This window comes from Bradyrhizobium sp. CB1717, assembly GCF_029714325.1.
Lineage (GTDB): Bacteria > Pseudomonadota > Alphaproteobacteria > Rhizobiales > Xanthobacteraceae > Bradyrhizobium.
Genome location: NZ_CP121666.1, coordinates 1,367,336 through 1,394,185, shown reverse-complemented (window position 1 = coordinate 1,394,185; position 26,850 = coordinate 1,367,336). Strand labels below are relative to the sequence as shown.

Below are 26,850 nucleotides of genomic sequence, written 5' to 3'. Positions count from 1 at the left end.
AAAGGGAGTGCTAGCCGCTTCTCCCGCGGCGCGGACGCGGCGGCGGTGCGTTGACCGGATAAAACGGATTGAGATCGCAGGTGGCGGCACGGCCCGCGGCCGTGCCGCGGCACTGCGACAGCGATGCGAAGGAGCAATCGTACCATTCCCCGCCGCCGCTACTCGCGCCGGAATAGACGTGCATGCAGACGGGAAAACGGGGGTCGAAGGTCTGCGCGTGCGCCGGCGCGGCTGCGAGCACCGCGCCGGCGATCACGACCTGGCCGAACGAGAAACGCATGACGAACGCTCCTGCGCTCTGGATTGCTCAGTATACCTTCTTCTGACGCTTGCGCAGAGGCGGCGGCGGTTCATCGAAAGCGTAATAGGGATTGAGGTCGCAGCTCGCGGAGCGGCCCGACGCCGTGGCGCGGCACTGCGGCAGCGAGGTGAAGGAGCAGTCGTAGTAGTCGCCGCCACCGCCCCAGCCGCCCGGCGTGTAGACGTGCATGCACACCGGATAGCGCGGATCATAGGTCTGCGCGCCGGCATCTGCAGCAGCAAACAGCGCGACAATCGCGGTGAGGGTCAGGATCGGCAAACGCATGGAGACATCCTCGAATCGGTGGCGTCGGCAGATCTGATACCGACGGTCTCCTATGGCATAACACCGCGCCGGAGGCGACTGTTCCCAGAGACATATGACGGCAAGGTGAGGTGGGTTGTCGCGACGCGGTCGTCATGGCCGGGCTTGCCCCTGCCATGACGATCAACGAAACCGCGCGAAGCTAGCCCAGCCCCTGGAGCACCAGCCGGTTCAGCCTCGCGGCAAACGCCGCGGGGTCTTCCGGCAGCTCGCCGTCCAGGATCTGCGCCTGCTCGAGCAGGAGCAGGCTGAGATCGTCGACCGCCTTGGAGCCGACTTGTGCCCGGGTGATCGCGCCCACCATCGGATGGCGCAGATTGATCTCGAGCACCGGCTTGGTGCGCATGCCGCGGTTCTGCTGCGACAGGATGCGCTCGAGCTCGCGGCTCGGGCCCTGACTGTCCGCGACGAGGCAGGAGGCCGAGCTGGTGAGGCGCGTCGAGGCCTTGACGTCGCTGACGCGCTCGCCGAGCGCGGCCTTGATCACGGCGATGGTGGCCGCTTCATCGGCGACGGGCTCGTCCTTCTTCGCCTCGTCCTTGTCATCGAGGCGCGGGATCAGGTCGAGATTGAGATCGCCCTGGCTCAGCGACTTCAGCGGCTTGCCCTCGAACTCCGTCGGCATCGAGGTCCAGAAGGCGTCGACCGGATCGGACAGCAACAGCACCTCGATGCCGCGCGCGGTCGCAGCTTCAAGCCGCGGGTTGGACTTCAGCCGCTCGATGCTGTCGCCGACGAGATAATAGATCTCGGTCTGGTTCGGCTTGAAATCGGCGACGACCTGTTTCAGCGACCGCTTCTCGCCCGACGTGGTGGTGAAGCGCGACAGCGCCAGCAGCTTCTCGCGACGCTCGAAATCCTCGTAGATGCCTTCCTTCAGCACCGCGCCGAAGGCGTCCCAGATCCTGGCGAAGTTCTCGGCATCCTTGTCGGCGAGGCTTTCGAGCTCGGATACGACGCGAGTCGCCACGGCTTTGCGGATCTGCGCCAGCTGCGGATTGTTCTGGAGCATCTCGCGGGAGATGTTCAGCGGAAGATCCTCGCTGTCGACGACGCCGCGGATGAAGCGCAAGTAGCCGGGCAAGAGATCGGCATCGTCGGTGATGAAGACGCGGCGGACATAGAGCTTGACTCGGCCCTTGCGGTTCGGCTCGAACAGGTCGAACGGCTTGGTCGACGGCGCAAACAGCAGCACGGCATAGGAGTAGCGCCCTTCGGCGCGGTAGTGCAGCGTCATCGCGGGATCGTCGAAGGCCGAGGCGATCTGCTGATAGGCCTTCTTGTAGTCCTCCGGCGTCAGCTCGGATTTCGAGCGCTGCCACAGCGCGCTCGCCGAGTTGATCTGGCGCGGCTCGCCCTCTTCGGGGACGAGCTCGATGGGAAACAGGATGTTGTCGGAATAGGCGCTGACGATGCGCTCGATCTCGTAGGTTTCGAGATATTTCTTGGCGTCGTCCTTGAGATGCAGGACGATCTCGGTGCCGCGCACGACGCGCGCCGCGTCCTCCTCGCTCGCCCGGGCGATCTCGAAGCCGGAGCCGCCGGAAGACGTCCAGGTCCAGACGTCGCTCTCGCCGGCGCGGCGGCTGATGACGACGATCCTGTCGGCGACCATGAAGGCGGAATAGAAGCCGACGCCGAACTGGCCGATCAGGCCGAGGCCGTCCTTGGCCTCCTTCAGCCTGGACACGAAGGCCTTGGTGCCGGAACGGGCGATGGTGCCGAGATGGTCGATCAGCTCCTGCCGCTCCATGCCGATGCCATTGTCGGCGATCGTGAGCGTTCCGGCCGTCTTGTTCGGGATGATGCGGATCTTGAGCGCGTCCCCCTCGCCCAGCAGCGCCGGCGTTGCGATCGCCTCGTAGCGCAGCTTGTCGCAGGCATCCGAGGCGTTGGAGACGAGCTCGCGCAGGAAGATGTCGGTCTCCGAATAGACGGAATGCACCATGAGGTGCAGAAGCTCGGAAACCTCGGCCTGGAAGGGCTGCGTATGCACAGCCGTGTCTGACGTCGTCATGCGTTTACCCGGTCAAATCAAAGGGAAAGCCCGGATATAACGCGATGAGAGGGCGGATCAAGAGGACATGAGGAACTTGGCCCCTGCCTGCGGCAGAGGCAATCCCGCCCAAGGACGGTGGGCGATCAGGTGACGCAACGGCCGGGCTGGAGCAGCTTGGCGACCTCAGTCAGGGAGCTGACCATGGGCTCGCAGGCGATCGTCGGCTTGTTGCTCCGGCCCTGCTTCTTCTGGCTCTGGTTTTGGTTCTGGAGCAACACCGGCGGCTTGGCGTTGCCGGTCTCGATCACCGCGGGGACCCGCAGCAGCACCGAGGTATCGGCGAGGTCGTTCAGCCGCATCGACACGGTGCGGGTGGGAACCGCTGCCTGCTTGATCTCTGCCTGCCGGTCGGACTTGCCGGCCCGGTTGACGTTGTGGCCCGGCTTGTCAGACTTGTCGGCGACCGCTTGCCAGCGGTCGGCCAGATCGTGGCCAGAGGCGAGTTGCACGGCGCCAAGCGTTGCGGCAATCGCGGCGGCGCTCAAAAATACCTTTTGAATCTGTGACATGGCTGTCAATCCCTCGCCCCATGGCGATCAAGGGAACAACGCGAGCCGAGGACCGGGGGTTCTCGACCGTCACGATCACTTAACCGTGTGCGAAAAGCTTGGGGCGCCCATGCAAATAAATTCGCAACCGCCTGGAACGACTCCGGCAGTCGGGAGTCGTCTCTGCAGCCGGCTATTCCCCCCTGCCCCATAAGCCGGCGACGTAGGGCGCGACTGTGGTGATGCCAGTCGCGCCTTACTTTTTTCTTTTCGGCCGTGGATTTTTGGCGCCCCGCGGCTGCCTCATGAGGAAGTTCGCCCGTCCCCGAAGTCCATGACGGGCGGCAGAGGTTTCCGATCCAATCATCGTCCTGAGATCACAGCGGTTTGAGGGGGCCGGCGGTCCGGCATATTTGCTGAATTCGGGACCAAGCTTCGCCGCGAGCGGCAGGTTAATAGGATCGCGAGCACCAAGGCGCACGGAAAGCATGCTTGATTTCGGAAACGTCCGCTAGATTAGCGGCGACGGCTCAAAATTATGACTTGGCCCTACTATCATTTTGACCCCCTGCCTGCGCGTGGGCATGATGGAAGCGCGAACAGTGCGTTCGGCACTTGTCTGATCCGCCACCAGTAATCGTGGATTGGAATATTGCCATGGAGCAGGAGCGGCGAGTTCGGCTTGAACGCAGGTTGTCAGCGATAATGGCCGCTGACGTGGCGGGCTATTCGCGGCTGATGCACCATGACGAAGAAGCAACCCACTCCAAATTGACACGTCTCCTTGCCGAAGGGGTCGCACCTGCAATCTCCGAACACGGTGGTCGGATCGTGAAGAACACCGGCGACGGGTTCTTGGCAGAGTTTCCAAGCGCGGTCGAAGCGGTTCGCGCCGCAGTCCAGTTTCAGACTCGCATCAGAGAACTCACAGCCGCCGATGCGGATGAGCGGCGAATAGCCTTTCGCGTCGGCATCAATGTAGGCGATGTGATTGTCGAACCGCATGATGTTTTTGGTGACGGCGTCAATATCGCGGCACGGCTAGAGAGTATCGCCGACCCCGGCGGTATCTGCATTTCCTCGTCTGCCTACGATCACATCCGGGGCAAGGTCGGCATCGAGTTTACAAATCTTGGAGAGCAGACTTTCAAAAATATCGATCTTCCGATCCAAACTTATGCCGCCCTCCTGGATGGCCTCTACCCGCAAAGCCCCGTTGGGGCGAGGGTACCCCGCTCACCGCCTCGCCTCTCGATTGTCGTGTTGCCTTTCGCCAATCTTAGCGGCGACCCCTTGCAGGATTATTTCGTCGATGGTGTGACTGAGAGCCTGACCACCGACCTGTCGCGCATCAGTGGATCGCTCGTGATCGGCCGTCACACTGCATTTACCTACAAAGGCAAACCGATCGACCTGAAGCAGATTGGCCGCGACCTCGACGTTCGCTACGTGCTCGAAGGGTCGGTACAGCGCAGCGGAGACCGCTTTCGAGTGAACGTCCAACTGGTCGACACCGAAACAGGAAGCCACCTCTGGGCGGACCGCTTTGACAAACCCCTCGCCGATCTTTTCGAGATGCAGGACGAAATTGTGTCGAGATTGGCCAACGCGCTTAATGCCCAACTCATCGCGGCCGAGGCACGGCGGGCGGAACGCTCGTTGCAACCGAGCGCATTGGACTTTTATTTCCAAGGAATGGCTCTTTGGAACAAGAGTTGGACTTCTCCTCACCTGAGGCAGGCTCGAAGCTTCTTTGAGCGGGCCTTGGGACTTGAGCCTGACAACGTTGAGGCATTGGTAGGGATCGCGTTGGTCGATGCGGCAATGGCTGGTGTTGTTTTCGCTGATGACCCTTGCCGATACTTTGCGGCTTCAGAGGCCGCTTCAATGAAAGCGCTTTCCTTAGACCCGCAACACGCCCTCGCTCACATGGCTTTAGGCGTCGTGCAAGTATGTACGCAACGCGCAGAGAAAGGAGTTGCCGAATGCGAGCGCGCATTGGCCCTGAACCGAAATTTGGCGGAGGCTCATGCTCTCTTTGGCGTCGCCAAAATGCTTCTCGGTTGCCCTGAAGAAATGGAGGGATACGTACAAGACGCATTGCGCCTATCCCCACGTGACGACGGAGCACATCGGTGGCTGTGCTGTGTTGGCTTAGCTAAATTGTGTCTCGGAGCCGAGGTCGAGGCAATTGAGTGGTTGCGGCGAAGCATAAAAGCCAACTCAAACTACCCCGTGGCCCATTTTGTGTCTGCGGCGGTTCTAGCCCTCGTCGGAAAGATGGACGATGCGATGGCGGCTAAGCGAGACGGACTTGCACTCGATCCGGATTTCACCATTCGTCGCTTGCGGAATGTTTGGCTTTCCGACGATCCTACATTCCGCGCGGGAAGCAGGCGCCTCGTCAAGGGCCTGCACATGGCGGGCGTGCCGGACTAGTTGCGACTCCAGCTGCGCCTTAATGTCGTCTGCGCCTTACTTCGCTTTCCCCGCCAGCCAGTCCCGCCCCTCGCCATAGAGCTTCTCGACCTCGGCACCGGTAAGGCCCGGCATATCGCGCTTGACCTTGTAGCCGATCAGCTCCTGCATGTAGGCGAGGTGGCGGTAGCCTTCGGGAAGCGCGGCGAGCGCCTGCTGATCGAGTCGCAGCGTCGCGGCGGGATCGACCGGGTCGATCCGGTCCTTCTCGTAGATCGGCTGGCGGCGGACGATGCCCCATTTGCCAATGCCTGATTGGTCTTGCCGCTTCTCCAGGAAATCGTAGAAGCGGCCGGTGCAGACGACGTCGCAAAGCACATCATGTACAGGTGCGCGCTGCGAGATCGTCATCTTGGTCTGGGCGATCGCGCGTTCGCCGGACAGGTCGATGCTGGTGCCGCCGAGGAAATGCAGGATGCGCACGCCCCTGGCGAACCCCTCCTGGCTGACGCGCATGAAATCCCGCGCCGGCCCTTGAAACCAGGTGGCGGACATCCAGCCTTCTTCGTGCCAGACGGTCGCAAAACGCTCCCAGTCACCGGCGTCGCGCCACACCGCCCAGTTCTCGACGAGGTCGCGGATGGCGAGGCGATCGAGCAACATTTGGTCCATGGGTGCATCTCCGGCTGGGATCAATGCATGAGGTTTGAGCGGCGAATTCGATGGCCGTCAAGCACGGCAGAGAGGCATGAAAAATCCGGCGTGCCTTGCAGCACGCCGGATCAAATCATCATCGCCAGTTGTAGGCGAACGGCGCTTCGTCAGGCCGCCGGCACCTTCGGTGCGCGGTTGCGGGAGTTACGCTGGAAGAACAGCGCCTGGCTCGCGACCGCCGACACCATCGCCGGCTGGAACGGTTTTGAGATCAGGAACGCGGGCTCCGGGCGTTCGCCGGTGAGGAAGCGCTCCGGATAGGCGGTGATGAACACCACCGGCACCTCGAAGGTGCGCAGCAATTCGTTGACGGCATCGAGCCCCGACGAGCCGTCGGCGAGCTGGATGTCGGCGAGGATCAGGCCGGGCCGCTTGTTCTTGGCGAGCGCCACCGCGTCGGCATGGGTGCGTGCGACGCCGACGACATTGTGGCCGAGATTCTTCACCAGGCTCTCGAGGTCCATGGCGATGAAGGTCTCGTCCTCGATGATCAGCACGTCGGTGGCGATCTCGGCCGCCATCTCGCGCCCTGCGGCATCCGCCAGACGCCGCGTCTCGGCAACGTCGGTGCTGAGGATGAAGGCGACTTCCTCTTCCGAAAATCCCTCCAGCGACAACAGCAGGAATGCCTGCCGCGGCAGCGGCGTGATGTTCGACAGCCGACGCTCGGGCGGCATCGGCAGGGTCGTCACCTCAGCATCGTCGTTGACGGACACCGAATTCCAGATCTGGGTGAACAGCCGGAACAGGCCCGCGCGGGGCCCATGGCTCTCGTCGAGGACCGACGGATCTCCCAGCATGGCTTCCAACATGGCTGCGACATAGGCGTCACCGGAGGCCTGGCTGCCCGTCAGGGCGCGTGCGTACCGGCGCAGCAACGGCAAGTGTTCAGCGACAAGCTGTGAACGGGACATCCCCACTCCATTCATCTTCGGGCCGACCTCAGAGAAACAGGAACAACGAGGGGAGGCCCGGGTTCCCCTGCTGGGCTGATTACGCCTCAGGACAAGAAAAGTTCCGCGACAGGGGGAACTTTTTGACGAACCTGGAATTGTGCCTATCCAGGGAACGGCTCCCGGTTGAGAAAACTTCTCGATTTTACAGTAACTTAACTCGGGGAAACGTGGAACAGGTCATGAAAGATCTCAAGTCTCAAGCCAGCAAAAGCACGACCCCCGGCAAGGGAGGCCTCACTCCGGAGATCCAATCCCGGATCGGGCATCAACTGCGCGCCATGTACGACGACGTCGTGCGGCAAGGGGTTCCGGACCGGTTCGCGGAACTGATCAAGAAACTTGATGCGCCGGGAGGCGCACCCCAAGTGGAAATTGGTGGGGGCTCCAACGACAACAACAATGGGAGGGATTAATGCCTCTCACGGAATCCCTGCGTAACGACATCCTTGCGGCCGTGCCAAGTCTGCGCGCGTTCGCGATCTCGCTCAGCGGCAACGCTGACCGCGCCGACGATCTGGTTCAGGAAACGCTGTTGCGCGCGCTCGCCAACATCGACTCCTTCCAGCCCGGCTCCAACCTGCCGGCCTGGCTGTTCACGATCCTGCGCAACCTGTTTCGCTCCGACTATCGCAAGCGGCGGCGCGAGGTCGAGGATGCCGAGGGCAATTATGCGAAGACGCTGAAGACGCAGCCCTCGCAGAATGCGCATCTCGAGTTCGAGGAGTTTCGCGGTGCGCTCGAGAAGCTTCCGCAGGACCAGCGCGAGGCCTTGATCCTGGTCGGTGCCTCCGGCTTCTCCTATGAGGATGCGGCCTCGATCTGCGGCTGCGCGGTCGGCACGATCAAGAGCCGCGTCAATCGCGCGCGCTCGAAGCTCGCCGCGCTGCTCTATGTCGACGGCGCCGAAGACTTCGGGCCTGACGAGACCGTGCGCGCCGTGATCGGCGGCAGCGGCGGATAGCGCAGCCATCGGGCCACAGCAGACATGTGAAGGCGGCCGTTCGCGCGGCCGTCTTCGCGTACGTCCTCACTCCTCCACGAACGTCACGGTATCAGGCACGCTCGCGCGCGAGGTGCGGTAGCTGTTGACCTTGTGGGCGTGGTCGGCATAGCCGAACGAGATGCCGCAGACGACGCGGCGGTCGTCCGGCAGGTTGAAATGGCGGCGGATCAGGCCGGAATGGCGCGCCAGCGCCGCCTGCGGGATCGTGCCGAGCCCGAGCGCCTGCGCGGCCAGCATGAAATTGGAGACATAGGCGCCGCAATCGATCGCGCCGTAGATGCCGAGCGCCTCGTCGGTGTGGATGATGGCGACATGCGGCGCGCCGAAGAAATTGTAGTTCTCCAGCGCCTGTTTTGCGTAAGCGCTTCTGTCGCCGCGGGCGATGCCGAGCGTGTTGTAGAGTTGGAAGCCGCTTTCGCGGCGGCGCTCGAGATAGACCCCGACATATTCGCGCGGCGGGATGAAATCGTAGTCGTCGCCAAGGCCCTTCGAGGCCTCCGCGTGGATCGCCTTGCGAAAACGCTCCTTGGCCTCGCCGCTGGCGATGATGACCTGCCAGGGCTGGCTGTTGCACCAGGACGCAGTACGCTGCGCGGTGGTCAGCACATGCGCGATGGTGGCGCGGTCGACCTCCTTGGGCAGGAAGGCGCGGACCGAGTAGCGCTCGTTGAGGAGCTCTTCGAGCACGCCGATGCGGTCGTTTTGTTTCACAGTAGCGTCCATGGATCAGCTCGCGCTCTTCTCGTAGGGTGGGCAAAGGCGCATCGCGCCGTGCCCACCGACAGACTTACCCCGGAGCATCTGGATATGGTGGGCACGCTTCGCTTTGCCCACCCTACGAGATACCGCGAGAGGTGAGATCACCGTCCCTTCGTCGGGATCTTGTTGTACGGCACGTCCTTGTCGACACGAATATCGCCCGGCAGGCCCAGCACGCGCTCGGCGATGATGTTGCGCAAAATCTCGTCGGTGCCGCCGGCGATGCGCATCGAGGGCGAAGACAGCAGCATCTGCTGGAACTGGCCCTGCACCGTCTCCTCGTCACTGCCGGTGAGAACACCGGCCGCGCCCTGCAGGTCCATCGCAAAGGTCGCGATGTCCTGCAGCATCATGCCGGACACCAGCTTGCCGATCGAGTTCTCCGGCCCCGGCCGCTCGCCCTTCGACAGCGCCGAGATGGTGCGGTAGCTGGTGTATTTCAGCCCGCTCGACTTCGCCGCCCAGCTCGCCAGCTTCGAGCGCACAGCGGGATCGTCGATCGCAAGCCCGTCCTCCAGCATCAGGTTGGAGCAGAACTCGAACATCTCAGGCACGCCGGTCGCGAGCCGCGAGCCGATCGACATGCGCTCGTTCATCAGCGTCGTCAGTGACACGCTCCAGCCCTCGCCGACGGCACCGAGACGCTGGCTGTCTGATATCACGACGTCGGTGAAATAGACCTCGTTGAACTCCTGCATGCCGTTGGCCTGCTTGATCGGCCGCACCTCGACGCCGGGGCTCTTCATGTCCAGGAAGAACATGGTGAGGCCCTTGTGCTTGGGCACATTCGGATCGGTGCGCGCGATCAGAAGACCATAGTCGGAATAATGCGCGCCCGAGGTCCAGATCTTCTGGCCGTTGACGACCCAGTTGTCGCCCTTCTTCTCCGCGCGGGTGCGCAGGCCCGCGACGTCCGAGCCGGCGGACGGCTCGGAGAACAGCTGGCACCAGATCTCCTCGCCCGAGGCGAGCTTCGGCAAATAGCGGCGCTTGGCATCTTCGTTGCCGAACGCCATCACGGTCGGCCCGCACATGCCCTCGCCGATCTGGAACGGCTGGGTCAGCTTGCCGTAGACGCCCTCCTCCTGCTGCCAGATCACGCGCTCGATCGGGCTCGCGCCGCGGCCGCCATATTCCTTCGGCCAGTGCAGGCAGGCCCAGTTGCCCTCGAACTTCTTCTTCTGCCAGGCCTTGCCGACATCGACGATGTCATGCTTGGCAAGCCGGATGCGGCCGAGCGAGGACTTTGACAGCTCGCCATGCAGCTCCTTCGGCGCATTGGCCTCGACCCATTTGCGCGCGGTCTCGCGGAATGCGGCTTCCTCCGGGGTGTCGTCGAAATTCATGGCGGACCTCTACCCTCTTCCCTTCGTCGGGATCTTGTTGAACGGCACGTCCTTGTCGACACGGATATCGCCGGGCAGTCCCAGCACCCGCTCGGCGATGATGTTGCGCATGATCTCGTCGGTGCCGCCTTCGACGCGGGTACCCGGCGCACGCAGCAGCATGGCCTGGAAACGGCCGGCGAGTTCGGCATCCTCGCCGCTGACCACGCCGGCAGCACCTTGCAAGTCCAGCGCATAGGTCGCGACATCCTGGATCATCGAGCCCGCCACCAGCTTGCCGATGGAGTTTTCCGGTCCCGGGCGCTCGCCTCTCGACAGCGCCGAGATCGCGCGCATGCTGGTGTACTTCAACCCGCTCGCCTTCACCGCCCAGTTCGCCAGCTTCGAGCGCACCGCACGATCCTCGATCGCCGGACCGTCGTCGAGCATCAGGCTGGAGCAGTATTCAAACAGCTCGGGAAAACCGGTCGAGACGGCCGCGCCGATCGCGCTGCGCTCGTTCATCAGCGTGGTCAGCGAGACGTTCCAACCGTCGCCGACTTCGCCGAGGCGCTGATGGTCGGGAATGCGGACGTTGGTGAAATAGACTTCGTTGAAGTCGGAGGCGCCGCTCGCCTGCTTGATCGGCCGCACCTCGACTCCGGGGCTCTTCATGTCCAGGAAGAACATGGTGAGGCCCTTGTGCTTGGGCACGGTCGGATCGGTGCGGGTGAGCAGGATGCCGTAGTCGGAATAATGCGCGCCCGAGGTCCAGATCTTCTGGCCGTTGATGATCCAGTCATCGCCGTCCTTCTCGGCGCGGGTACGAAGCCCCGCGACGTCGGAGCCACCGGCGGGCTCGGAGAACAGCTGGCACCAGACCTTCTCGCCGGAAGCGAGCGGCGGCAGATAAGTGCGCTTATGCTCCTCGCGCGCGAACGCCATCATGGTCGGCCCGCACATGCCGTGGCCGATGATGAACATGCGGGAGAGCTGGCCGAACGGCCCTTCTTCCTGCTGCCAGATCACGCGCTCGATCGGCGACGAGCCGCGCCCACCATATTCCTTCGGCCAGTGCAGGCAGGCCCAGCCGGCATCGGCCTTCTTCTTCTGCCAGGCCTTTGCCACTTCAAGAATGTTGGCGTTCTTGAGCACGGTGCGGCCGAGCGAGGATTTGCGCAGCTCTTCCTCGTATTGCTTGGGCGCATTCGCGCCGATCCAGGCGCGGGCGGTGGCGCGGAATTCGGCTTCCTGCGGGGTGTCGTCGAAGTTCATAATCTCATCTCTCTTCCGTCATTCCGGGGCGATGCGAAGCATCGAACCCGGAATCCAGAGGTTACCGTCTCATCTCGAGATTCCGGGTTCGCGCTCCGCGCGCCCCGGAATGACGACAGGAATTTACGCCGCGTTCTTCTTCCGCATGCGGTCGATCAGTTGGTCTTCCCAATAGGACAGACTGCCGAGCCCGAGCGCCATGGCGTTGGCGCGGCGGTAGTACATGTGGCAGTCGAACTCCCAGGTGAATCCCATGCCGCCGTGAACCTGGATGTTGTTCTTGGCGCAGTGCTGGAACGCCTGCGTCGCGCTGATGCGCGCAGCGGCTGCCGCTTCCGGCAGTTCGGCCGCGTTCGTCGACAGCGCCCAGGCGCCGTAATAGCTGTTGGAGCGCGCCAGCGTCGCCGAGACATACATGTCAGCCAGCATGTGCTTGACTGCCTGGAACGAGCCGATCTGCCGGCCGAAGGCGATGCGGTCGAGCGCGTAGTCGCGGCCCATTTCCAACGCGCGGTCGGAGCCGCCGACCTGCTCGAAGGCGCACAACACCGCGGCACGGTCGAGCACCTGGGTCAAAATGCTCCAGCCTTCGCCGGCGGCGCCAAGCGGCTCGGCCTTGCAGTCCTTGAAGGTGAGCTCGGCCTGCCCGCGGGTCGGATCGAGATTGGTGAGGTTGTTGACCTCGACGCCGCCGGCCTTGAGATCGACCAGGAACAGCGAGATGTCGTTCTCGCGCCCGCTCGATCCGGTGCGGGCGGCGACCACTGCGAAGTCGGCGATGCCGCCGTCGGCGACGGGCTTCTTGACGCCGTTGAGCACGCCATTGGCGGCCGTCAGCTTGACGTTCTTCGGCGCCGGATTGCCCTTGCCCTCGAACAGCGCCAGCGTGCCGATCGCCTCGCCCGAAGCGATCGCCGGCAACCATTTCTTCTTCTGCGCATCGCTGCCCGCGATCAGCAGCGCTTCGGCGGCAAGATAGACGGTCGAGGAGAACGGCACCGGCGCATTGGCCCGGCCCATCTCCTCCGCGATCACGCAAAGCTCGAGATGGCCGGCACCGGCGCCGCCGAACTCTTCCGGGATGGCAACGCCGAGAAAGCCCATCTCGGCAAGGCCCTTCCACAGCTCCTTGTCATAAGGCGCCTTGCCGTCGAGCACGACGCGCACCGCCTTTGGCGAGCACTTTTCCGCGAGGAATTTGCGCGCCTGGTCGCGGAGCTGCTTCTGGTCGTCGGAGAAATCGAAGTTCATGGCGGGCTACCTTTTTATTGCTGTTCTGTAGGATGGGTGGAGCGAAGCGATACCCATCAATTGTCTGACTAGGGCGATGGGTTTCGCTGCGCTCTACCCATCCTACGGTGTTCATCGCAGCACGATCACGTCTTCATCCGGCTTGTCGGCATAGAGCCGCTCCACCAGCGCCGCGCGGCGTTCGAGGCCGGCGCGCTGGTTGATGTAGCCCTTGTCGGTGAGTTCGTTGCCGTCGATCGAGGGCGGCTCGACCATCAGCATCGCGCGCGCGATGATGCGGCTGCTGGCGCCCTCGCATTCCTTGTTATGAGTTTCCAGGCCACGCCTGAAGCAGGCGATCACTTCGGGGTGCTTCACCGCATCCGCAAAGCTCAGATCGGGATTGCCGACGAGCTGGCGGCAGGCATGCAGATTCGGCCAGGCGAGCAGGCCGATGAAGGCGCGATCCTGTCCCGCGACCAGCGCATCATGCACGACGGGCGTCGCCGCCGCGATCGTGTCGGTGCGGAGCGAGCCGACATGGACGAAGGTGCCGGTGGTGAGCTTGAAGTCTTCCACCACGCGGCCGGCGAAGATGATGCCCTTCAGCGGATCGGCATCGTCGACGAAGATGCCGGCATCGCCAATGCAGTAAAAGCCTTCCTCGTCGAACATCTTCCTGGTCAGCTCCGCCTGGCCGAAGTAGCCGGGCGTGACGTTGACGCCGCGCAGCCGCAGCTCGTATTTCGAGCCGCACGGCACCATCTTCAATTCGACCCCGGGGAACGGCAGGCCGATCAAGCCGACGCGCTCGGTGTCCCAATAGGTGCCGGTCGAGGTCGGCGCGGTCTCGGTCGAACCCCAGCCGGTGTAGAACACGATGCGCTCGCCGGTGGTCTTCACCGCCAGCGCCTGCATGCGCTCGTAGAGATCGTCCGGCAACCGCGCGCCGCCATACGCCATGATCGAGAGGTTCTTGAAGAACGAGCGGCACAGCGCGTCGTCCTTCTCCATCGCCGCCGCCAGCGCGGCATAGCCGGCGGGCACGTTGGCGTAGTAGGTTGGCGAGATCTCGCGCAGGTTTCGCAGCGTCTCCTCGAACTGGCCCGGCATCGGCCGGCCGTCGTCGATATAGAGCGTGCCGCCATCGACCAGCACGGGGTGGAACGCCGCGTTGCCGCCCATGGTGTGATTCCACGGCATCCAGTCCAGCATGGTCGTGACAGGACCGTCAGGCGTGCGCGGCCGCACCTGCATCATCATCGCCGCATTGGCGCACATCATCGCTTGCGTGTTGATGACGGCCTTGGGCATGCCCGTCGAGCCCGACGTGAACAGCAGCTTGCCGACGGTGTCGGGCGTGATCTTCGCGATCGATGCATCGACGTCCTTCGTCACAGGCGTCGCCGCGAGCTCGGCGAAGCTGACGCTCTTGATGCCGTCGCAGGGTCGCGCAACGTGAACCACGGTGACGCCGGTGAGGTCGAGCGCTTTCAGCGCCTTCTCGAAGGTCGGGCCGTCCTGCACCATCACCACGGCCGGCTTGACCAGGTCGAACAGGTACTTCAGCTTGACGTGATCGTGGCTCATCAGCGAGTAGGCCGGCGACACCGGAGCCGCCGGGACGCGCGCCTGCATCGCGGCCTGCGTCATCAGCGCATGCTCGATCGAGTTGCCGGAGAGGATCGTGACCGGACGTCCCTGCAGCTTAAGATCGAGCAAACCTTGCGTCAGCGCGTCGACGGTGCGCTTGGCTTCGCCATAGGACACTTTGCGCCATTCGCGGTTGGGGCCGCCGCGCTGCGCGAGCCAGATGCGCCCGGGCGCTTCCTTCGCCCATTTCGCCAGCGATGCCGGGATGTGCGTCTCGTAAGCTTGCAAGGGGATGCGCGACTTCAGCACCACCGTGCCGTCGGCGCGGCGCTCGACGTCGATGTCGCGCTTGAGCCACTCGACCTTGCGAAAGGCGGGCTTCGTGATCACCGCCGCCGCACTTCCACTCATTTTGCGTCTCCCGGAATTACTGTCCTTTGCGGATCTTCGTGGTTCAGCGCCTGATATAGACAGGCTTTCGCTTCTCAAGGAAGGCCCTGATGCCTTCCGAAAATTCCTCGGAGCGGCTGCACAGGACCTGATTGCGGTCCTCCATCGCGATCGCCGCTTCCAGCGATCCCGCATCGACGCTCATGTTGAGACATTCTTTTGACAGGCGCAGCCCAACGGGCGAGGCCGTCATCATCGCATCGACATAGGGCTCGGCCGCATCATCGAGCTTGTCCTCGTCGACGACCTCCGAGACGAGCCCGACCGCAAGCGCACGCTCGGCGCCGATGAAGCGCCCGGTGAGGATCAGCTCGGAGGCGACGGAGACACCGACGAGCCGCGGCAGGAAATAGCTGGTGCCGATGTCGCAGCCGCCGAGACCGAGCTTGATGAAGGCGCAGTTCATCCGCGCCGACTTCGCGGCGATGCGGATGTCGGACGCCAGCGCCAGCGCAAAGCCGCCGCCGGCCGCCGCGCCCTGCACCAGGGTAAGGATCGGCTGCGGACAGCGCCGCATCAGCATCACGATGTCGGCGATGCGGCGCTGCGAGTCCAAGGACTCCGTGACGCCGGGCGGCTCCTGCTGCCCGGCACGACGCGCCATCGCGGCCTTCAGATCAAGGCCCGCACAGAAATTCTTGCCGGCGCCCCGGAGCACGACGACGCGCGTATCGCGGTTGCGCTGCAGGCCCTGGAAATAGACGTTGAGCGCGTCGATCAGCGCAGGATCGAGCGCGTTGAGGCTTTCAGGGCGATTGAGCGTCACCCGGTCGACGCCGTCGTTGTGCTCGATCAGCAGCGGTTGGGACATGGGCGCTCGCACTTTCGTGTCACACGGGGACCGTCTCCCACCCTCCCCTGGAGGGGGAGGGTCGTCTCACATTGCGCGCAGCGAAATGTGAGACGGGGTGGGGTGAAGGTCTCTCCGCGACCAACACTGCCCAAGTGGAGAGATCACCCCACCCCGCTCGCGCTTCGCGCGATCGACCCTCCCCCTCCAGGGGAGGGTAAGAAGAGCACTGCTTACCTTGGCGCCATCCGGATCGCGCCGTCGAGACGGATGGTCTCGCCGTTCAGCATCGGGTTCTCGACGATGTGCACCGCGAGCATGCCGTATTCGTTGGCATCCCCGAGACGCGAGGGATGCGGCACCTGGGCCCCTAAGCTCTTGCGGGCCTCTTCGTTCAGACCCATCAAGAGCGGCGTGAAGAACAGGCCGGGCGCGATGGTGTTGACGCGGATCTTCTGGCTGGCGAGGTCGCGAGCGGCCGGCAGCGTGAGGCCGACGACGCCGCCCTTCGAGGCCGAATAGGCGATCTGGCCGATCTGGCCTTCATAAGCCGCAACCGAGGCGGTGTTGATGATGACGAGGCGCTCGGCGAACAGCCGCAGGCAATTGAAGGTGCCGATCAGGTTGACGTTGATGATGCGCGCGAACTTTTCCAGCGGGTAGACGCCGTCGCGGCCGACGATGCGCTGCGAGCCGCCGATGCCGGCGCAGTTCATCAGCACGCGGGCGACGCCGTGCGCGGCTTCCGCTTTCGCGATCGCCGCCTTGATCTGCTCCTCGCTGGTGACGTCCGCATGCAGCGCCACGCCCTTCACCTCAGCGGCGACCTTCTCGGCGTTCTCCTTGCTCTGATCGATCACGCCGATCTTGGCGCCCTTGGCAGCCATGGCGCGGGCGGTCGCGGCACCAAGGCCAGAACCACCGCCGGTGATGAGAACGGCTACGTCTTTCAATTGCATCGTAAGCTACCTTTCCTTGGGCGTTTCTTCTCTGGGCTTGAAAGAGTTCTGCCGGATCATCCGGCAGCGGCAGCTTCCCCGGCTTGCGTGAGGATGCCGCCGCAGATCAGCGTTTCCATGTGTCTGATGTATTGCCGGCAGACTTCGTCGGTGACCGGGCCGACGCCGGTCGCGCGGGACATCGCGTGCCGGCCGAAGAACAAGTGGTCGCAGGCGCCGATCAGGCTGGTGTAGAACAGCACCGGATCGGTCTTGCGGAATTCGCCGCTGCTCTCGCCTTCGGCGAGCAGGCGGCGGTGAAAGTCGAGGAGCGGTGCGACAAAGAATTTCGAGACCTCGTCGGCGGAGCCGGCGCTGGTTTCGTGCAGGAGATAATGGATCAGCCGGTTCATGTAGGGGAACCGGTAGTAGGCGCGGATGATGCCGCCGATATGCAGCTTCAGCTTCGCCGTCGCCGTGATCGGTTGCGCCAGAAGATATTCGAGATTGGAGAGCTCAGTCGCGGCGTTGCGCTCGAGCAGCGCCAGCAGCAGGCCGTCCTTGTTGCCGAAGTGATATTTGACCAGCGCGGCGTTGGCACCGGACTTCTGGGCGATGTCGGAGAGCGAGATCTCGATCGAGGAGCGTTCGATCATCAGCTCGCTGGCGGCCACGAGCAATTTCTCTGCCGTGGAATTTTTTCCGCTGGGGAGCCTGTTCGGTACGCTGGTAGCCACGGAAATCCCTGTTTTGGCCGCGTGAAGCGGGGCGCAGATAAGCGCAAGCAGCGCCTCATCACAAGAGTTAATTGATCGATTGACTAAATGATCTCCCGCCCGTTTAATCCGCCCCGACAACCAAACCATCCAGAAGAAATTCAGGGAGAAACCGATATGGCCGAGGCTTACATCGTCGCCGCCGCGCGTACCGCCGGCGGGCGCAAGGGGGGCCGCCTCGCCGGCTGGCATCCGGCCGATCTCGCAGCGAAAGTGCTGGACGAGCTGGTCGACCGCACCAAGGTCGATCCTGCTTTGGTCGAGGACGTGATCATGGGCTGCGTGATGCAGGTCGGTGAGCAGTCCAACAACGTCGCGCGCAACGCGATCATGGCCTCGAAGCTGCCGGAGAGCGTGCCGGGCACTTCGATAGACCGCCAGTGCGGCTCCTCGCAGCAGGCGCTGCACTTCGCGGCCCAAGCCGTGATGTCCGGCACCATGGACGTCGTGATCGCCGCCGGCGTGGAATCGATGACGCGCGTGCCGATGGGCCTGTCGTCGCAGCTTCCGGCCAAGAACGGTTTTGGCAATTACAAGAGCCCGGGCATCGAGGCGAGATATCCCAACATCGTGTTCAGCCAGTTCACCGGCGCGGAGATGATGGCCGAGCGGTACGGCCTCTCCAAGGACGAGCTCGACGAATACTCCTACAATAGCCATCAGCGCGCGATCGCGGCGACGCAAGCCGGTCACTTCAAGAAGGAGATCGTGCCGCTCGAGATCACCCGCGCCGACGGCAGCAAGGACACCCACCACATCGACGAAGGCATCCGCTTCGACGCCACGATCGACGGTATCAAGGGCGTCAAGCTGATCGCCGAGAACGGCAAGCTGACCGCGGCCAGCGCCAGCCAGATCTGCGACGGCGCCTCCGGCGTCATGGTGGTGAACGAGAAGGGCCTGAAGCACCTCGGCGTCAAGCCGCTCGCGCGCATCCACCACATGACCATGATGGGCGGCGATCCCGTCATCATGCTGGATGCGCCGCTGCACGCCACCAAGCGCGCGCTGGAGAAGGCCGGCATGAAGATCGGCGACATCGACCTGTTCGAGGTCAACGAGGCCTTCGCCTCGGTGCCGACCGCGTGGCTGAAGACCACCGGCGCCGATCCCGAACGTCTCAACGTCAACGGCGGCGCCATCGCGCTCGGCCATCCGCTCGGCGGCTCCGGCACCAAGCTGATGACCACGCTGGTCCACGCCCTGCACCAGCGCGGCAGGCGCTACGGCCTGCAGACCATGTGCGAAGGCGGCGGCATGGCTAATGTGACGATCGTCGAGCGGCTGTAGTCGCCGTTGCACCGCTTAGGCGTTGCCACACTAAACGTGTCGTCCCGGCGAAAGCCGGGACCCATAACCACCGAGTGCGTGGTTAGGGCGAGCTGGGGCGACATCGCGCTTCAACAATCTGGATCGGTGGTTATGGATCCCGGCTCCCGTGCGCAATTGCGCACTAGGCCGGGATGACACCTTTTTTGTTGTGAGACCTTCGCGATGACCCACCCCTCCATCTACGCCCGCACCACGCCCGACAAGATCGCCTACCAGATGGCAGGCACCGGCAAGGCGATCACCTATCGCGAGCTCGACGAGCTCTCGAACCAGGGCGCGCAGCTCTTCCGCTCGCTCGGGCTGAAGGCCGGCGACCACATCGCGCTCTTGATGGAGAACCGCCTCGCCTTCATGGAGCTCTGCTGGGCGGCGCAGCGCAGCGGGCTCTATTATACCGCGATCAGCCGCTATCTGAAGCAGGACGAGATCGACTACATCATCGGCGATTGCGGCGCCAAGGTCGTGATCACGACGCCGAAATGCGCCGACCAGATCAAGGCCCTGATCAAGGGCGCACCCGGCGAGCCGATCTTCTACATGATGGACGAGCCGCTGCCCGGCTTCCGTTCCTACGACAAGGAAGCCGCGGCGCAGCCGACCACGCCGATCGCGGACGAGGTCGCGGGCTACGACATGCTGTATTCCTCGGGCACCACGGGCCGGCCCAAGGGCATCAAGAAGGCGTTCGAGGGCAACAGGATCGACGTGCCGAACGCCTTCCTGCGCGTGCTCTGCGCCGACATGTGCGGCATGAACGCGGAGAGCACCTATCTCTCGCCGGCGCCGCTCTATCACGCGGCTCCCTTGCGCTTCAACATGATGGCGATCGTGCTCGGCGGCACCTCCATCATCATGGAGCATTTCGACGCCGAGGAATTCCTCAAGCTCGTCGAGAAGTATGAGGTCACGCAGTCCCAGCTGGTGCCGACCATGTTCGTACGCATGCTGAAGCTGCCGGACGAGATCCGCACGAAGTACGACGTCTCCACGCTCAAGGGCGCGATCCACGCCGCGGCCCCCTGCCCGGTCGATGTGAAAGCGAAAATGATCGAGTGGTGGGGCCCGATCCTGATCGAGTACTACGCCGGCTCGGAAGGCAACGGCGTCACCGTCTGCAACTCGCAACAATGGCTGGAGCATCGCGGCAGCGTCGGCCGCGCCGTGGTCGGCAAGATCAAGATTCTGGACGAGAACGACGAGGAGCAGCCGGTCGGCGAGATCGGCACGGTCTATTTCGCCGATGCGCCCGCCTTCACCTATCACAACGATCCCGAAAAGACGAAGAAGGCCTACAACGCCAAGGGCTGGTCGACGCTCGGCGATATCGGCTATCTCGACAAGGATGGCTTCCTCTTCCTCACCGACCGCAAGTCCTACATGATCATCTCGGGCGGGGTGAACATCTACCCGCAGGAGACCGAGGACGTACTCATCACCCACCCCGAAGTCGCCGATGTCGCCGTGTTCGGCGTGCCGAACGAGGAGATGGGCGAGGAGGTAAAGGCGGTCGTTCAGCCGCACGACATGACGCGCGCCGGCAAGGCGCTGGAGGCCGAGCTGATCGCATTCTGCAAGACCCGCCTCTCCGCCATCAAGTGCCCGCGCTCGATCGATTTCGAAGCCGAGCTGCCGCGTACGCCGACCGGCAAGCTGGTGAAGCGGCATCTGCGCGACAAATATTGGCCGAAGACGGCGGCAAAGATTTAGGGGGGTCTTCTTACCCTCCCCTGGAGGGGGAGGGTCGCTGTGCATGCAGCGAAGCGGAATGCGCAGCGGGGTGGGGTGATCTCTCCACACGAAACACTGCCCCAGTGGAGAGATCACCCCACCCCGCTCGCGCTGCGCGCGATCGACCCTCCTCCAGGGGAAGGTGGCAGCAATCTCAATCAAACAGACTCGGCGTGTGGTTCACCAGCGCGCCTTCGATCTCGAGCATCTTCAGCTTCGTCACCACGCCACCATTCGCCGAGAAGCCGCCGGGCTTGTTGCCGGCCGCCAGCACGCGATGGCAGGGCACGACGATCGGACACGGGTTGCGGCCGAGCGCCTGGCCGACGTCGCGCGACAGCTGGACGCCGCCGAGCTGCTTGGCGATGTCGCCATAGGTGACGGTCTTGCCCGGCGGAATGGTGCGGGCGATCTCGTAGACGCCGCGGTTGAAATCGGGCACGCCGTCGAGATCGAGCGGGATGTCGGTGAGATCGTCGGGCTCACCGGCGAGCAGCTTGACGATGCGGTCGATGGCCTGCTGCACCTCGGGCGTCGGCTCGGCTTCGGTGGCATCAGTGTGGCGCTGGCTGATGCGGGTGCGGATCTTCTCTTCGCCGCCCATCGGCAATTGCGTGCCGTTGATGCCGCGCGGGCCCCAGGCGATGGCGCAGAGGCCGATCCTGGTGTCGAACAGGGCAAAATGCTGGTCGGTCATGGCTTGGTTCCTGAGCTTGCGTCCTTGTCGCATGCCCCCAATGTGATCTCCGCCCAAATCTAGGCTTGGAAATAGTTGCGATCCACCCGGTTTCCGGGAATCTTGCACAGGAGTTCCAGTCCTCTCGCGAGCCCAGAATGCAAAGCCTTCACGTCAATGGATACGACATGCCCTATCTCGACGTGGGCGAGGACAAAGGCCGCGCGCCGCTGGTCTGTGTGCACGGCTCGCTCTCCGATTTCCGCATCTGGGGCTGCGTGCTGGGGCCGCTGACGCAGCGGCATCGGGTGATCGCCGTGAGCCTGAGGCACTTCTTCCCGGAAAAATGGGACGGCGTCGGCGACACCTATTCGATCGCCCAGCACGTCGACGACGTCATCGCCTTCATCGAAAAACTCGACCTCGGCCCGGTCGACCTGATGGGCCATTCCCGCGGCGGGCACATCTGCTTCCGCGTGGCGCAGCGCCGGCCGGATCTGCTCCGCCGGCTGATCCTGGCGGAGCCCGGCGGCGAGCTCGATGCCAGCCTCGACCCTGACTATGTCGGCGGTCCCTCGCCGTTGCTGGCACGCTTCACGGCGTCGGCCGAGAAGATCGCGGCCGGCGACGTCGACGGCGGCCTCGCCGTGTTCGTCGACACGCTGGAAGGCGCAGGCACCTGGCCGCGGCTGCCGGCGATGGTGAAGCAGAATTTGCGCGACAACGCCACGACGCTGATCGGCCAGGTCCGCGACAACCGCCCGCCGTTCTCGAAGGCGGATGCGGAGCAGATCAAGATGCCGACGCTGTTCATCCTGGGCGCGCGGACCAAGGGCCTGCTGCCAAAAGTACTGCATGCACTGGCCGCGCACGTGCCCTATTCCAAGACGGCGATCATCCCGAACGCGACACATCCGATGTTCGAGCAGGCGCCGCAGAAATATTCCGAAGTGGTCCTCGACTTTCTGGCGAGCTGATCATGCAGAGCTTTCCCGTCAACGGTTACGACATGGCCTATCTCGAAGTGGGAGAGGGCCCGCCGCTGGTCTGCGTGCACGGCACGTTAGGAGATTTCCGCACCTGGTATTCGGTGCTCGGCCCGCTGTCGAAGGACCACCGCGTGCTCTCGGTGAGCCTGCGACATTTCTTTCCCGAGCATTGGGATGCCGTCGGCGACGACTACAAGATGGCGCAGCACGTCTCGGACACGATCGCCTTCATCGACCAGGTGACGCCTGGTCCGGTCGATCTGATGGGCCATTCGCGCGGCGGGCACATCGCGTTTCGCGTGGCGCAGGCGCGGCCTGATCTGCTGCGAAAGCTGGTGCTGGCCGAGCCCGGCGGCGATCTCGACGCCAGCCTGCCCGTGCCCGAGGGCACGCCCGCGCATGCGCCGCTTGCGGAGCGGACAGCGCGCTCGGTCGAGATGATCCGGGCCGGTGACCTCGAAGGCGCGCTGCAGAACTTCTACGAAGGCATCGAGGGCGACGGCTCCTGGCGGCGCGTGCCGGCGGCGGCCAAGCAGCAACTGCGCGACAACGCACTGACCTTCCTCGGTCAGATCAACGAGCAGCGCCGGCCTTACACACTCAGCGACGCGCAGGCGATCAAAACGCCGACGCTGCTGATCGGCGGCGGCGCCACCACCGGCAGCCTGTCGGTGCTATGGCGCGTGCTGGCCGAGCATATTGTCGGAGCCAAGACGGCGGTGATCCCGAATGCCGGCCACTGGATGTTCGAGCAGGCGCCGCTGGAGTTCGGCGAGGTGGTGAACAGGTTTTTGGCGGAGTGACTTTCCCTTCCTTCTCCCCTTGTGGGAGAAGGTGGCGCGAAGCGCCGGATGAGGGGTTCTGTCCGCGGTCACATTTGTAAATGAATCTGCGGAGAAATACCCCTCACCCAAGTGAGTTCGTGTCTCCTAGCGGTGCTGCCCTCTCCCGCGAGGGGAGAGGGCACAGTGACTCACACCTTCCACACCCCCACCGGCATCTTGATCGTGGCGTTCAGCCGGTTCCAGACGTTGATGACCGCGATCGAGAGGATCAGCGTCGCCAGCTCGCGCTCGTCGAAATGCTTGGCGGCCTCGTTCCAGATCGCATCGGGCACCGGATCCTCGCGATCGGCGAGGCGCGTGACGGCTTCGGTCAGCGCCAGCGCGGCGCGCTCGGCTTCGGAGAAATAGGGCGCATCGCGCCAGGCCGACACGGCGAACAGGCGCTCGTCGGTCTCGCCCAGCTTGCGGGCCACCTTGGGATGCATGTCGACACAGACGCTGCAGCCGTTGATCTGGCTGGCGCGCAGGTGCACCAGTTCCAGGAGCTTTTCCGGCAGGCCCTGCTTGGTCAAATTGCCGAGGGACTGCAGGACATTCATGGCCTCGGGCAGAACCATGACGGGGTGATTCATGCGGGCGTGCATCATTTTCGTCTCCATCTCGCAAATTTCGAAGGTTCCGGTCACATCGGCCGGATTGGCTTCGTCATGGCCATGACGGACCGCGATGAGGGAATGTGACCAATGACCCAAAAAAACTTCGAAGAAAATTTTCTGGTGCGCCAGTTCGAGGCCGACAGGGACCATTTGCGCGCGGTCGCCTACCGGATGCTGGGGTCCCGCGCCGAGGTCGACGACGCCGTGCAGGAGGCCTGGCTGCGGGTCAGCCGCTACGACATGTCAGACGTCGCGAATTTGCGCGGCTGGCTCACGACCGTCGTCGCGCGCATCTGCCTCGACATGCTGCGCGCACGGAAATCGCGCCGCGAGGATCCGATGGGCCCGCACGTGCCGGAGCCGGTCGACGAAACGCGGCAGCAGGAGGCGGAGACGGCGGATTCCGTCGGCGCTGCGCTGCTGGTCGTGCTGGAGACATTGCAGCCGGCCGAGCGGCTGGCCTTCGTGCTGCATGACATGTTCGCAGTCCCCTTCGAGGAGATCGCGCCGATCGTCGGCCGCTCTGTCGACGCCTCGCGGCAACTGGCCAGCCGCGCGCGGCGGCGCGTGCAGGGCGCGCCGGTGCCCGAAGCAAACCTGTCGCATCAACGCGGAATCGTCGATGCGTTCCTCAAGGCGTCGCGTGAAGGCGATTTCGAGGGCCTGCTCGCCGTGCTCGATCCCGACGTGGTGTTTCGCGCCGACCAGGCCGCAGTGCGGCTCGGCACGCTGGCCGAGATCCGCGGCGCCGACGCCGTCGCGCAGCTCTACAAGGGCCGCGCCCAGGCCGCGCGCACGGCGCTGGTCGACGGCGCAATGGGCGTCGCCGTCGTCTTGGATGGACAGTTGCGCATCGTGCTGCGCGTGACATTCGAGGGCGACCGGATCGCGGCGATCGAGGCGGTGGCTAATGCGGAAGAGATCAGCACGATGGAGGTGAAGGTGCTGGAGCGCTAGGCCGGCGTGGCATCGCGCCGTTGCGAGTGCTAGGCTTTCCGCACAATCGCGCGGGGCTACGCGCAAGATGCAAGAGGACATGTCGATGAAAACCCGGTTCATTCCCATGCTCGCCGTGCTCGGCTTCGTTGCCGGCAGCACCACCGCGCTCGCGGCCGCCGACGAGAAGCTGAAGGCCGCGGCCGAGCAGGAGAAGGCGCCGCTGATCGAGACCTTGCGCGACATGGTGATGATCGAGAGCGGCAGCAGCGACGTCGAGGGCCTGAAGAAGATGGCCGACTTCACCGAAGGACGCCTGAAGGCGCTCGGCGCCGCCACGGAGCGGCGCAAGACCACGGCAGGCGCCGGTGCCGACATAGTGATCGCGACGTTCAAGGGCACGGGCACGCGGAAGCTGATGCTGATCGCGCATATGGACACGGTCTATCAGCGCGGCATCCTTGCGAGCGAGCCCTATCGTGTCGATGGCACGAAGATCTTCGGCCCCGGCATCGCCGACGACAAGGGCGGCATCGCCGTGGTGCTGCATGCGCTCAAGATGCTGAAGGACGCCGGCTGGAACGATTACACCACGCTCACGGTGTCATTCAATCCGGACGAGGAGGTCGGCTCGATCGGGTCGGGCGAGATCATCGCCGAACTCGCCGACCAGCACGACGTCGTGCTCTCCTGCGAGCCGACGGCGGCCTCGCCGCCGGCGAAGAACGACTCGCTGCTATTGGGTGCCAGCGGCACCGCGACGGGCGTCCTGAAGGTGAAGGGCCGCGCGGCGCATGCCGGCGCCGCACCCGATCGCGGCCGCAACGCGCTGATCGAGCTCTCGCATCAACTGCTGCAGACGCAGGACGTCGCCAAGTCGATCCCGGGCACCCAGCTCAACTGGACGACGGCGAAGGCCGGCACGGTGCGCAATCAGATTCCGGAAGATGCCGAGGCCGGCGCCGACATCCGTCTCACCATTCCTGACGGCATCGCCAGGCTCCAGGCGGCGCTGGACGAGAAGATCAAGGATCGCCTCGTGCCGGACACCGAGACCACCATGAAGATCGTGGCCGGCCGTCCGCCCTTCGTCGCCAGCGACCGCGGCCGCGCGCTGGCCGAGATGGGACAGGCGATCTATGCCGAGATCGACCGCAAGCTCGACATCGCCGAGATGACCGGCGGCGCCACCGATGCCGGCTATGCCAATCGCAGCGGCAAGGCGGTGGTGGTCGAGAGCTTCGGCCTTGCCGGCTTCGGCTATCACGCCCGCGACGAGTTCATCGACACCAACTCGATCGTGCCGCGGCTCTATCTGATGAGCCGGATGCTGATCGAGCAGGGCAAGAAAAAGTAGGCGCTGAGCCTCGTCGGGTCTTTTTGCTCGAAAACAACCCCATGCACAGTAGACGGGCGAAGCAATATCAATAGCTTAGGCGGCAACAAAAAGAGCGGCTGGCGCGGCCTCGGGCCGTGCTTGACGCCCCCGCCCTCTCGCAGTAGCTTCGAATACGGAATTCCGTATTCCCTCTTCGGAGCTGCCGGCGTGATTCCACTCGACCCGCTCCCGAACCTGATCGACCAGGTCTATGCGCGCATCCTGGAGGCGATCTCCGACCGCACGCTTCAGCCCGGCCAGCGCATCCGGCAGAACGAGCTGGCCGACAAGCTCGGCGTCTCGCGCCAGCCGGTGTCGCATGCGCTGCATCTGTTGCACCGGCAGGGTCTCGTCGCCGAAAGCGGCAGGCGCGGCTTTGAAGTCACCCAGCTCGATCCCTCACGCATCCGCCAGCTCTACGAGGTGCGCGGCGCCATCGATGCGCTCGCGGCGCGGCTTGCCGCTCAGCGTGCTGCGGGCGATGCGGCGGGACGCGCGCGACTGGAGACGGCGCTCGCCGCCGGACGCGGCATCGACCGCACCACGTCGCTCGCCGAGCTCATCGCGCTCGACGTCGAATTTCATCGCGCGATCTATCAGCTCGCCGGCAATCCCGTGATCGAGGAGACCATCGCGCCGCAATGGCCGCATATGCGCCGCTCGATGGCGACCGTGCTGTCGGAGCTCGACTATCGCGACAGCGCCTGGGCGGAGCATACCGATATTGCCGGACACATTCTGAGCGGGGACGCGAAGGCCGCCGAACGCGCTGCGCTTGCGCACGCGCAGACGGCGGGACGGCTGACCGAGGAGAGATTGAGGGCAACGGACGCCGCGGCGGCGTAGCCGTCTTCCGGGCGACGCGCAGCGTCGAGCCCGGAATCCATTGGACGGCATAGGCTGCGAATGGATGGATTGCTCGCGACTTCGTCGCGCCCCGGAATGACAACAAAAAACAACACAAGGAGGAC

The 26,850-nt window shown here is 64.2% G+C and carries 26 protein-coding genes; 10 read left to right on the top strand and 16 right to left on the bottom strand.

Going from position 1 to position 26,850, the window contains the following annotated elements; translation table 11 throughout:
- Positions 1-10 precede the first annotated feature (10 nt).
- From QA649_RS06560 to QA649_RS06545, 4 genes are all read right to left on the bottom strand, one after another.
- Positions 11-280 carry a DUF3551 domain-containing protein gene (locus QA649_RS06560; RefSeq protein WP_283023473.1) on the bottom strand — a complete coding sequence of 90 codons (270 nt, stop codon included), beginning with the start codon at positions 278-280 and terminating at the stop codon, positions 11-13.
- A gap of 27 nt (positions 281-307) precedes the next feature.
- Positions 308-586, bottom strand: a complete 279-nt coding sequence (locus tag QA649_RS06555; protein ID WP_283023472.1) for a DUF3551 domain-containing protein — start codon at positions 584-586, stop codon at positions 308-310.
- A 181-nt stretch (positions 587-767) separates the two neighbouring features.
- The gene (gene htpG, locus QA649_RS06550; protein ID WP_283023471.1) at positions 768-2,642 is read right to left on the bottom strand and encodes a molecular chaperone HtpG; all 1,875 of its coding nucleotides are present in this window, start codon (positions 2,640-2,642) and stop codon (positions 768-770) included.
- Positions 2,643-2,767: 125 nt separating this feature from the next.
- Positions 2,768-3,193 (bottom strand): hypothetical protein, encoded by a 426-nt coding sequence (locus tag QA649_RS06545; RefSeq protein WP_283023470.1) that lies wholly within the window; start codon positions 3,191-3,193, stop codon positions 2,768-2,770.
- Between the two features lie 636 nt (positions 3,194-3,829).
- Here QA649_RS06545 and QA649_RS06540 point away from each other — a divergent pair.
- The gene (locus QA649_RS06540; RefSeq protein ID WP_283023469.1) at positions 3,830-5,611 is read left to right on the top strand and encodes an adenylate/guanylate cyclase domain-containing protein; all 1,782 of its coding nucleotides are present in this window, start codon (positions 3,830-3,832) and stop codon (positions 5,609-5,611) included.
- Between the two features lie 36 nt (positions 5,612-5,647).
- Here the strand turns inward: QA649_RS06540 and QA649_RS06535 are convergent, their stop codons facing one another.
- Positions 5,648-6,262 carry a nuclear transport factor 2 family protein gene (locus tag QA649_RS06535; RefSeq protein ID WP_283023468.1) on the bottom strand — a complete coding sequence of 205 codons (615 nt, stop codon included), beginning with the start codon at positions 6,260-6,262 and terminating at the stop codon, positions 5,648-5,650.
- Between the two features lie 149 nt (positions 6,263-6,411).
- Positions 6,412-7,218, bottom strand: a complete 807-nt coding sequence (locus QA649_RS06530; protein ID WP_026312585.1) for a response regulator — start codon at positions 7,216-7,218, stop codon at positions 6,412-6,414.
- Between the two features lie 221 nt (positions 7,219-7,439).
- On the opposite strand from QA649_RS06530, the gene QA649_RS06525 reads away from it, so the two are divergent.
- Positions 7,440-7,673, top strand: a complete 234-nt coding sequence (locus tag QA649_RS06525; protein ID WP_283023467.1) for a NepR family anti-sigma factor — start codon at positions 7,440-7,442, stop codon at positions 7,671-7,673.
- Positions 7,673-8,221: a sigma-70 family RNA polymerase sigma factor gene (locus QA649_RS06520; RefSeq protein WP_018646832.1), complete on the top strand. Its 549-nt coding sequence runs from the start codon at positions 7,673-7,675 to the stop codon at positions 8,219-8,221. Before QA649_RS06525 ends, QA649_RS06520 begins: the two co-directional genes overlap by 1 nt.
- 66 nt (positions 8,222-8,287) lie before the next feature.
- On the opposite strand, the gene QA649_RS06515 is transcribed toward QA649_RS06520, so the two are convergent.
- The 8 genes from QA649_RS06515 to QA649_RS06480 all read right to left on the bottom strand — a co-directional run bounded on the left by QA649_RS06515 (position 8,288) and on the right by QA649_RS06480 (position 17,303).
- The gene (locus tag QA649_RS06515) at positions 8,288-8,986 is read right to left on the bottom strand and encodes a nitroreductase (protein WP_283023466.1); all 699 of its coding nucleotides are present in this window, start codon (positions 8,984-8,986) and stop codon (positions 8,288-8,290) included.
- A 137-nt stretch (positions 8,987-9,123) separates the two neighbouring features.
- Entirely contained in the window at positions 9,124-10,368 is a 1,245-nt protein-coding gene (locus QA649_RS06510; RefSeq protein ID WP_283023465.1) for an acyl-CoA dehydrogenase, read from the bottom strand.
- A 9-nt stretch (positions 10,369-10,377) separates the two neighbouring features.
- A complete protein-coding gene (locus QA649_RS06505) occupies positions 10,378-11,622 on the bottom strand; it encodes an acyl-CoA dehydrogenase (protein WP_283023464.1) in 1,245 nt (414 codons plus the stop codon).
- A 123-nt stretch (positions 11,623-11,745) separates the two neighbouring features.
- A complete protein-coding gene (locus tag QA649_RS06500) occupies positions 11,746-12,873 on the bottom strand; it encodes an acyl-CoA dehydrogenase family protein (protein ID WP_283023463.1) in 1,128 nt (375 codons plus the stop codon).
- 111 nt (positions 12,874-12,984) lie between these two features.
- On the bottom strand, positions 12,985-14,856 hold the full coding sequence (locus QA649_RS06495; protein WP_283023462.1) for an AMP-binding protein: 1,872 nt from the start codon (positions 14,854-14,856) through the stop codon (positions 12,985-12,987).
- Between the two features lie 43 nt (positions 14,857-14,899).
- Entirely contained in the window at positions 14,900-15,706 is an 807-nt protein-coding gene (locus QA649_RS06490) for an enoyl-CoA hydratase/isomerase family protein (protein WP_283023461.1), read from the bottom strand.
- 212 nt (positions 15,707-15,918) lie between these two features.
- Positions 15,919-16,644 (bottom strand): SDR family NAD(P)-dependent oxidoreductase, encoded by a 726-nt coding sequence (locus QA649_RS06485; protein ID WP_283023460.1) that lies wholly within the window; start codon positions 16,642-16,644, stop codon positions 15,919-15,921.
- 56 nt (positions 16,645-16,700) lie between these two features.
- Complete coding sequence (locus QA649_RS06480; protein WP_283023459.1) at positions 16,701-17,303, bottom strand: TetR family transcriptional regulator; 603 nt, start codon at positions 17,301-17,303, stop codon at positions 16,701-16,703.
- 213 nt (positions 17,304-17,516) lie between these two features.
- On the opposite strand from QA649_RS06480, the gene QA649_RS06475 reads away from it, so the two are divergent.
- Positions 17,517-18,689, top strand: a complete 1,173-nt coding sequence (locus QA649_RS06475; RefSeq protein ID WP_283023458.1) for an acetyl-CoA C-acetyltransferase — start codon at positions 17,517-17,519, stop codon at positions 18,687-18,689.
- A gap of 204 nt (positions 18,690-18,893) precedes the next feature.
- Positions 18,894-20,438, top strand: coding sequence for an acyl-CoA synthetase (locus QA649_RS06470; RefSeq protein WP_283023457.1), 1,545 nt, complete (start codon positions 18,894-18,896; stop codon positions 20,436-20,438).
- A 175-nt stretch (positions 20,439-20,613) separates the two neighbouring features.
- Here QA649_RS06470 and QA649_RS06465 read toward each other — a convergent pair whose 3' ends face one another.
- A complete protein-coding gene (locus QA649_RS06465; protein WP_283023456.1) occupies positions 20,614-21,156 on the bottom strand; it encodes a methylated-DNA--[protein]-cysteine S-methyltransferase in 543 nt (180 codons plus the stop codon).
- Positions 21,157-21,293: 137 nt separating this feature from the next.
- Here QA649_RS06465 and QA649_RS06460 point away from each other — a divergent pair, with 137 nt between their 5' ends.
- Positions 21,294-22,112, top strand: coding sequence for an alpha/beta hydrolase (locus QA649_RS06460; RefSeq protein ID WP_283023455.1), 819 nt, complete (start codon positions 21,294-21,296; stop codon positions 22,110-22,112).
- Between the two features lie 2 nt (positions 22,113-22,114).
- A complete protein-coding gene (locus tag QA649_RS06455; protein ID WP_283023454.1) occupies positions 22,115-22,927 on the top strand; it encodes an alpha/beta hydrolase in 813 nt (270 codons plus the stop codon).
- A gap of 170 nt (positions 22,928-23,097) precedes the next feature.
- Here the strand turns inward: QA649_RS06455 and QA649_RS06450 are convergent, their stop codons facing one another.
- Positions 23,098-23,553, bottom strand: a complete 456-nt coding sequence (locus QA649_RS06450; RefSeq protein WP_283025977.1) for a carboxymuconolactone decarboxylase family protein — start codon at positions 23,551-23,553, stop codon at positions 23,098-23,100.
- A gap of 99 nt (positions 23,554-23,652) precedes the next feature.
- Between QA649_RS06450 and QA649_RS06445 the strand changes: the two genes are divergently transcribed.
- From QA649_RS06445 to QA649_RS06435, 3 genes are all read left to right on the top strand, one after another.
- Positions 23,653-24,522, top strand: a complete 870-nt coding sequence (locus QA649_RS06445) for a sigma-70 family RNA polymerase sigma factor (RefSeq protein ID WP_283023453.1) — start codon at positions 23,653-23,655, stop codon at positions 24,520-24,522.
- Between the two features lie 85 nt (positions 24,523-24,607).
- The gene (locus QA649_RS06440) at positions 24,608-25,858 is read left to right on the top strand and encodes a M20/M25/M40 family metallo-hydrolase (protein WP_283023452.1); all 1,251 of its coding nucleotides are present in this window, start codon (positions 24,608-24,610) and stop codon (positions 25,856-25,858) included.
- Positions 25,859-26,047: 189 nt separating this feature from the next.
- Positions 26,048-26,725, top strand: a complete 678-nt coding sequence (locus tag QA649_RS06435; RefSeq protein ID WP_283023451.1) for a GntR family transcriptional regulator — start codon at positions 26,048-26,050, stop codon at positions 26,723-26,725.
- Positions 26,726-26,850: the final 125 nt, after the last annotated feature.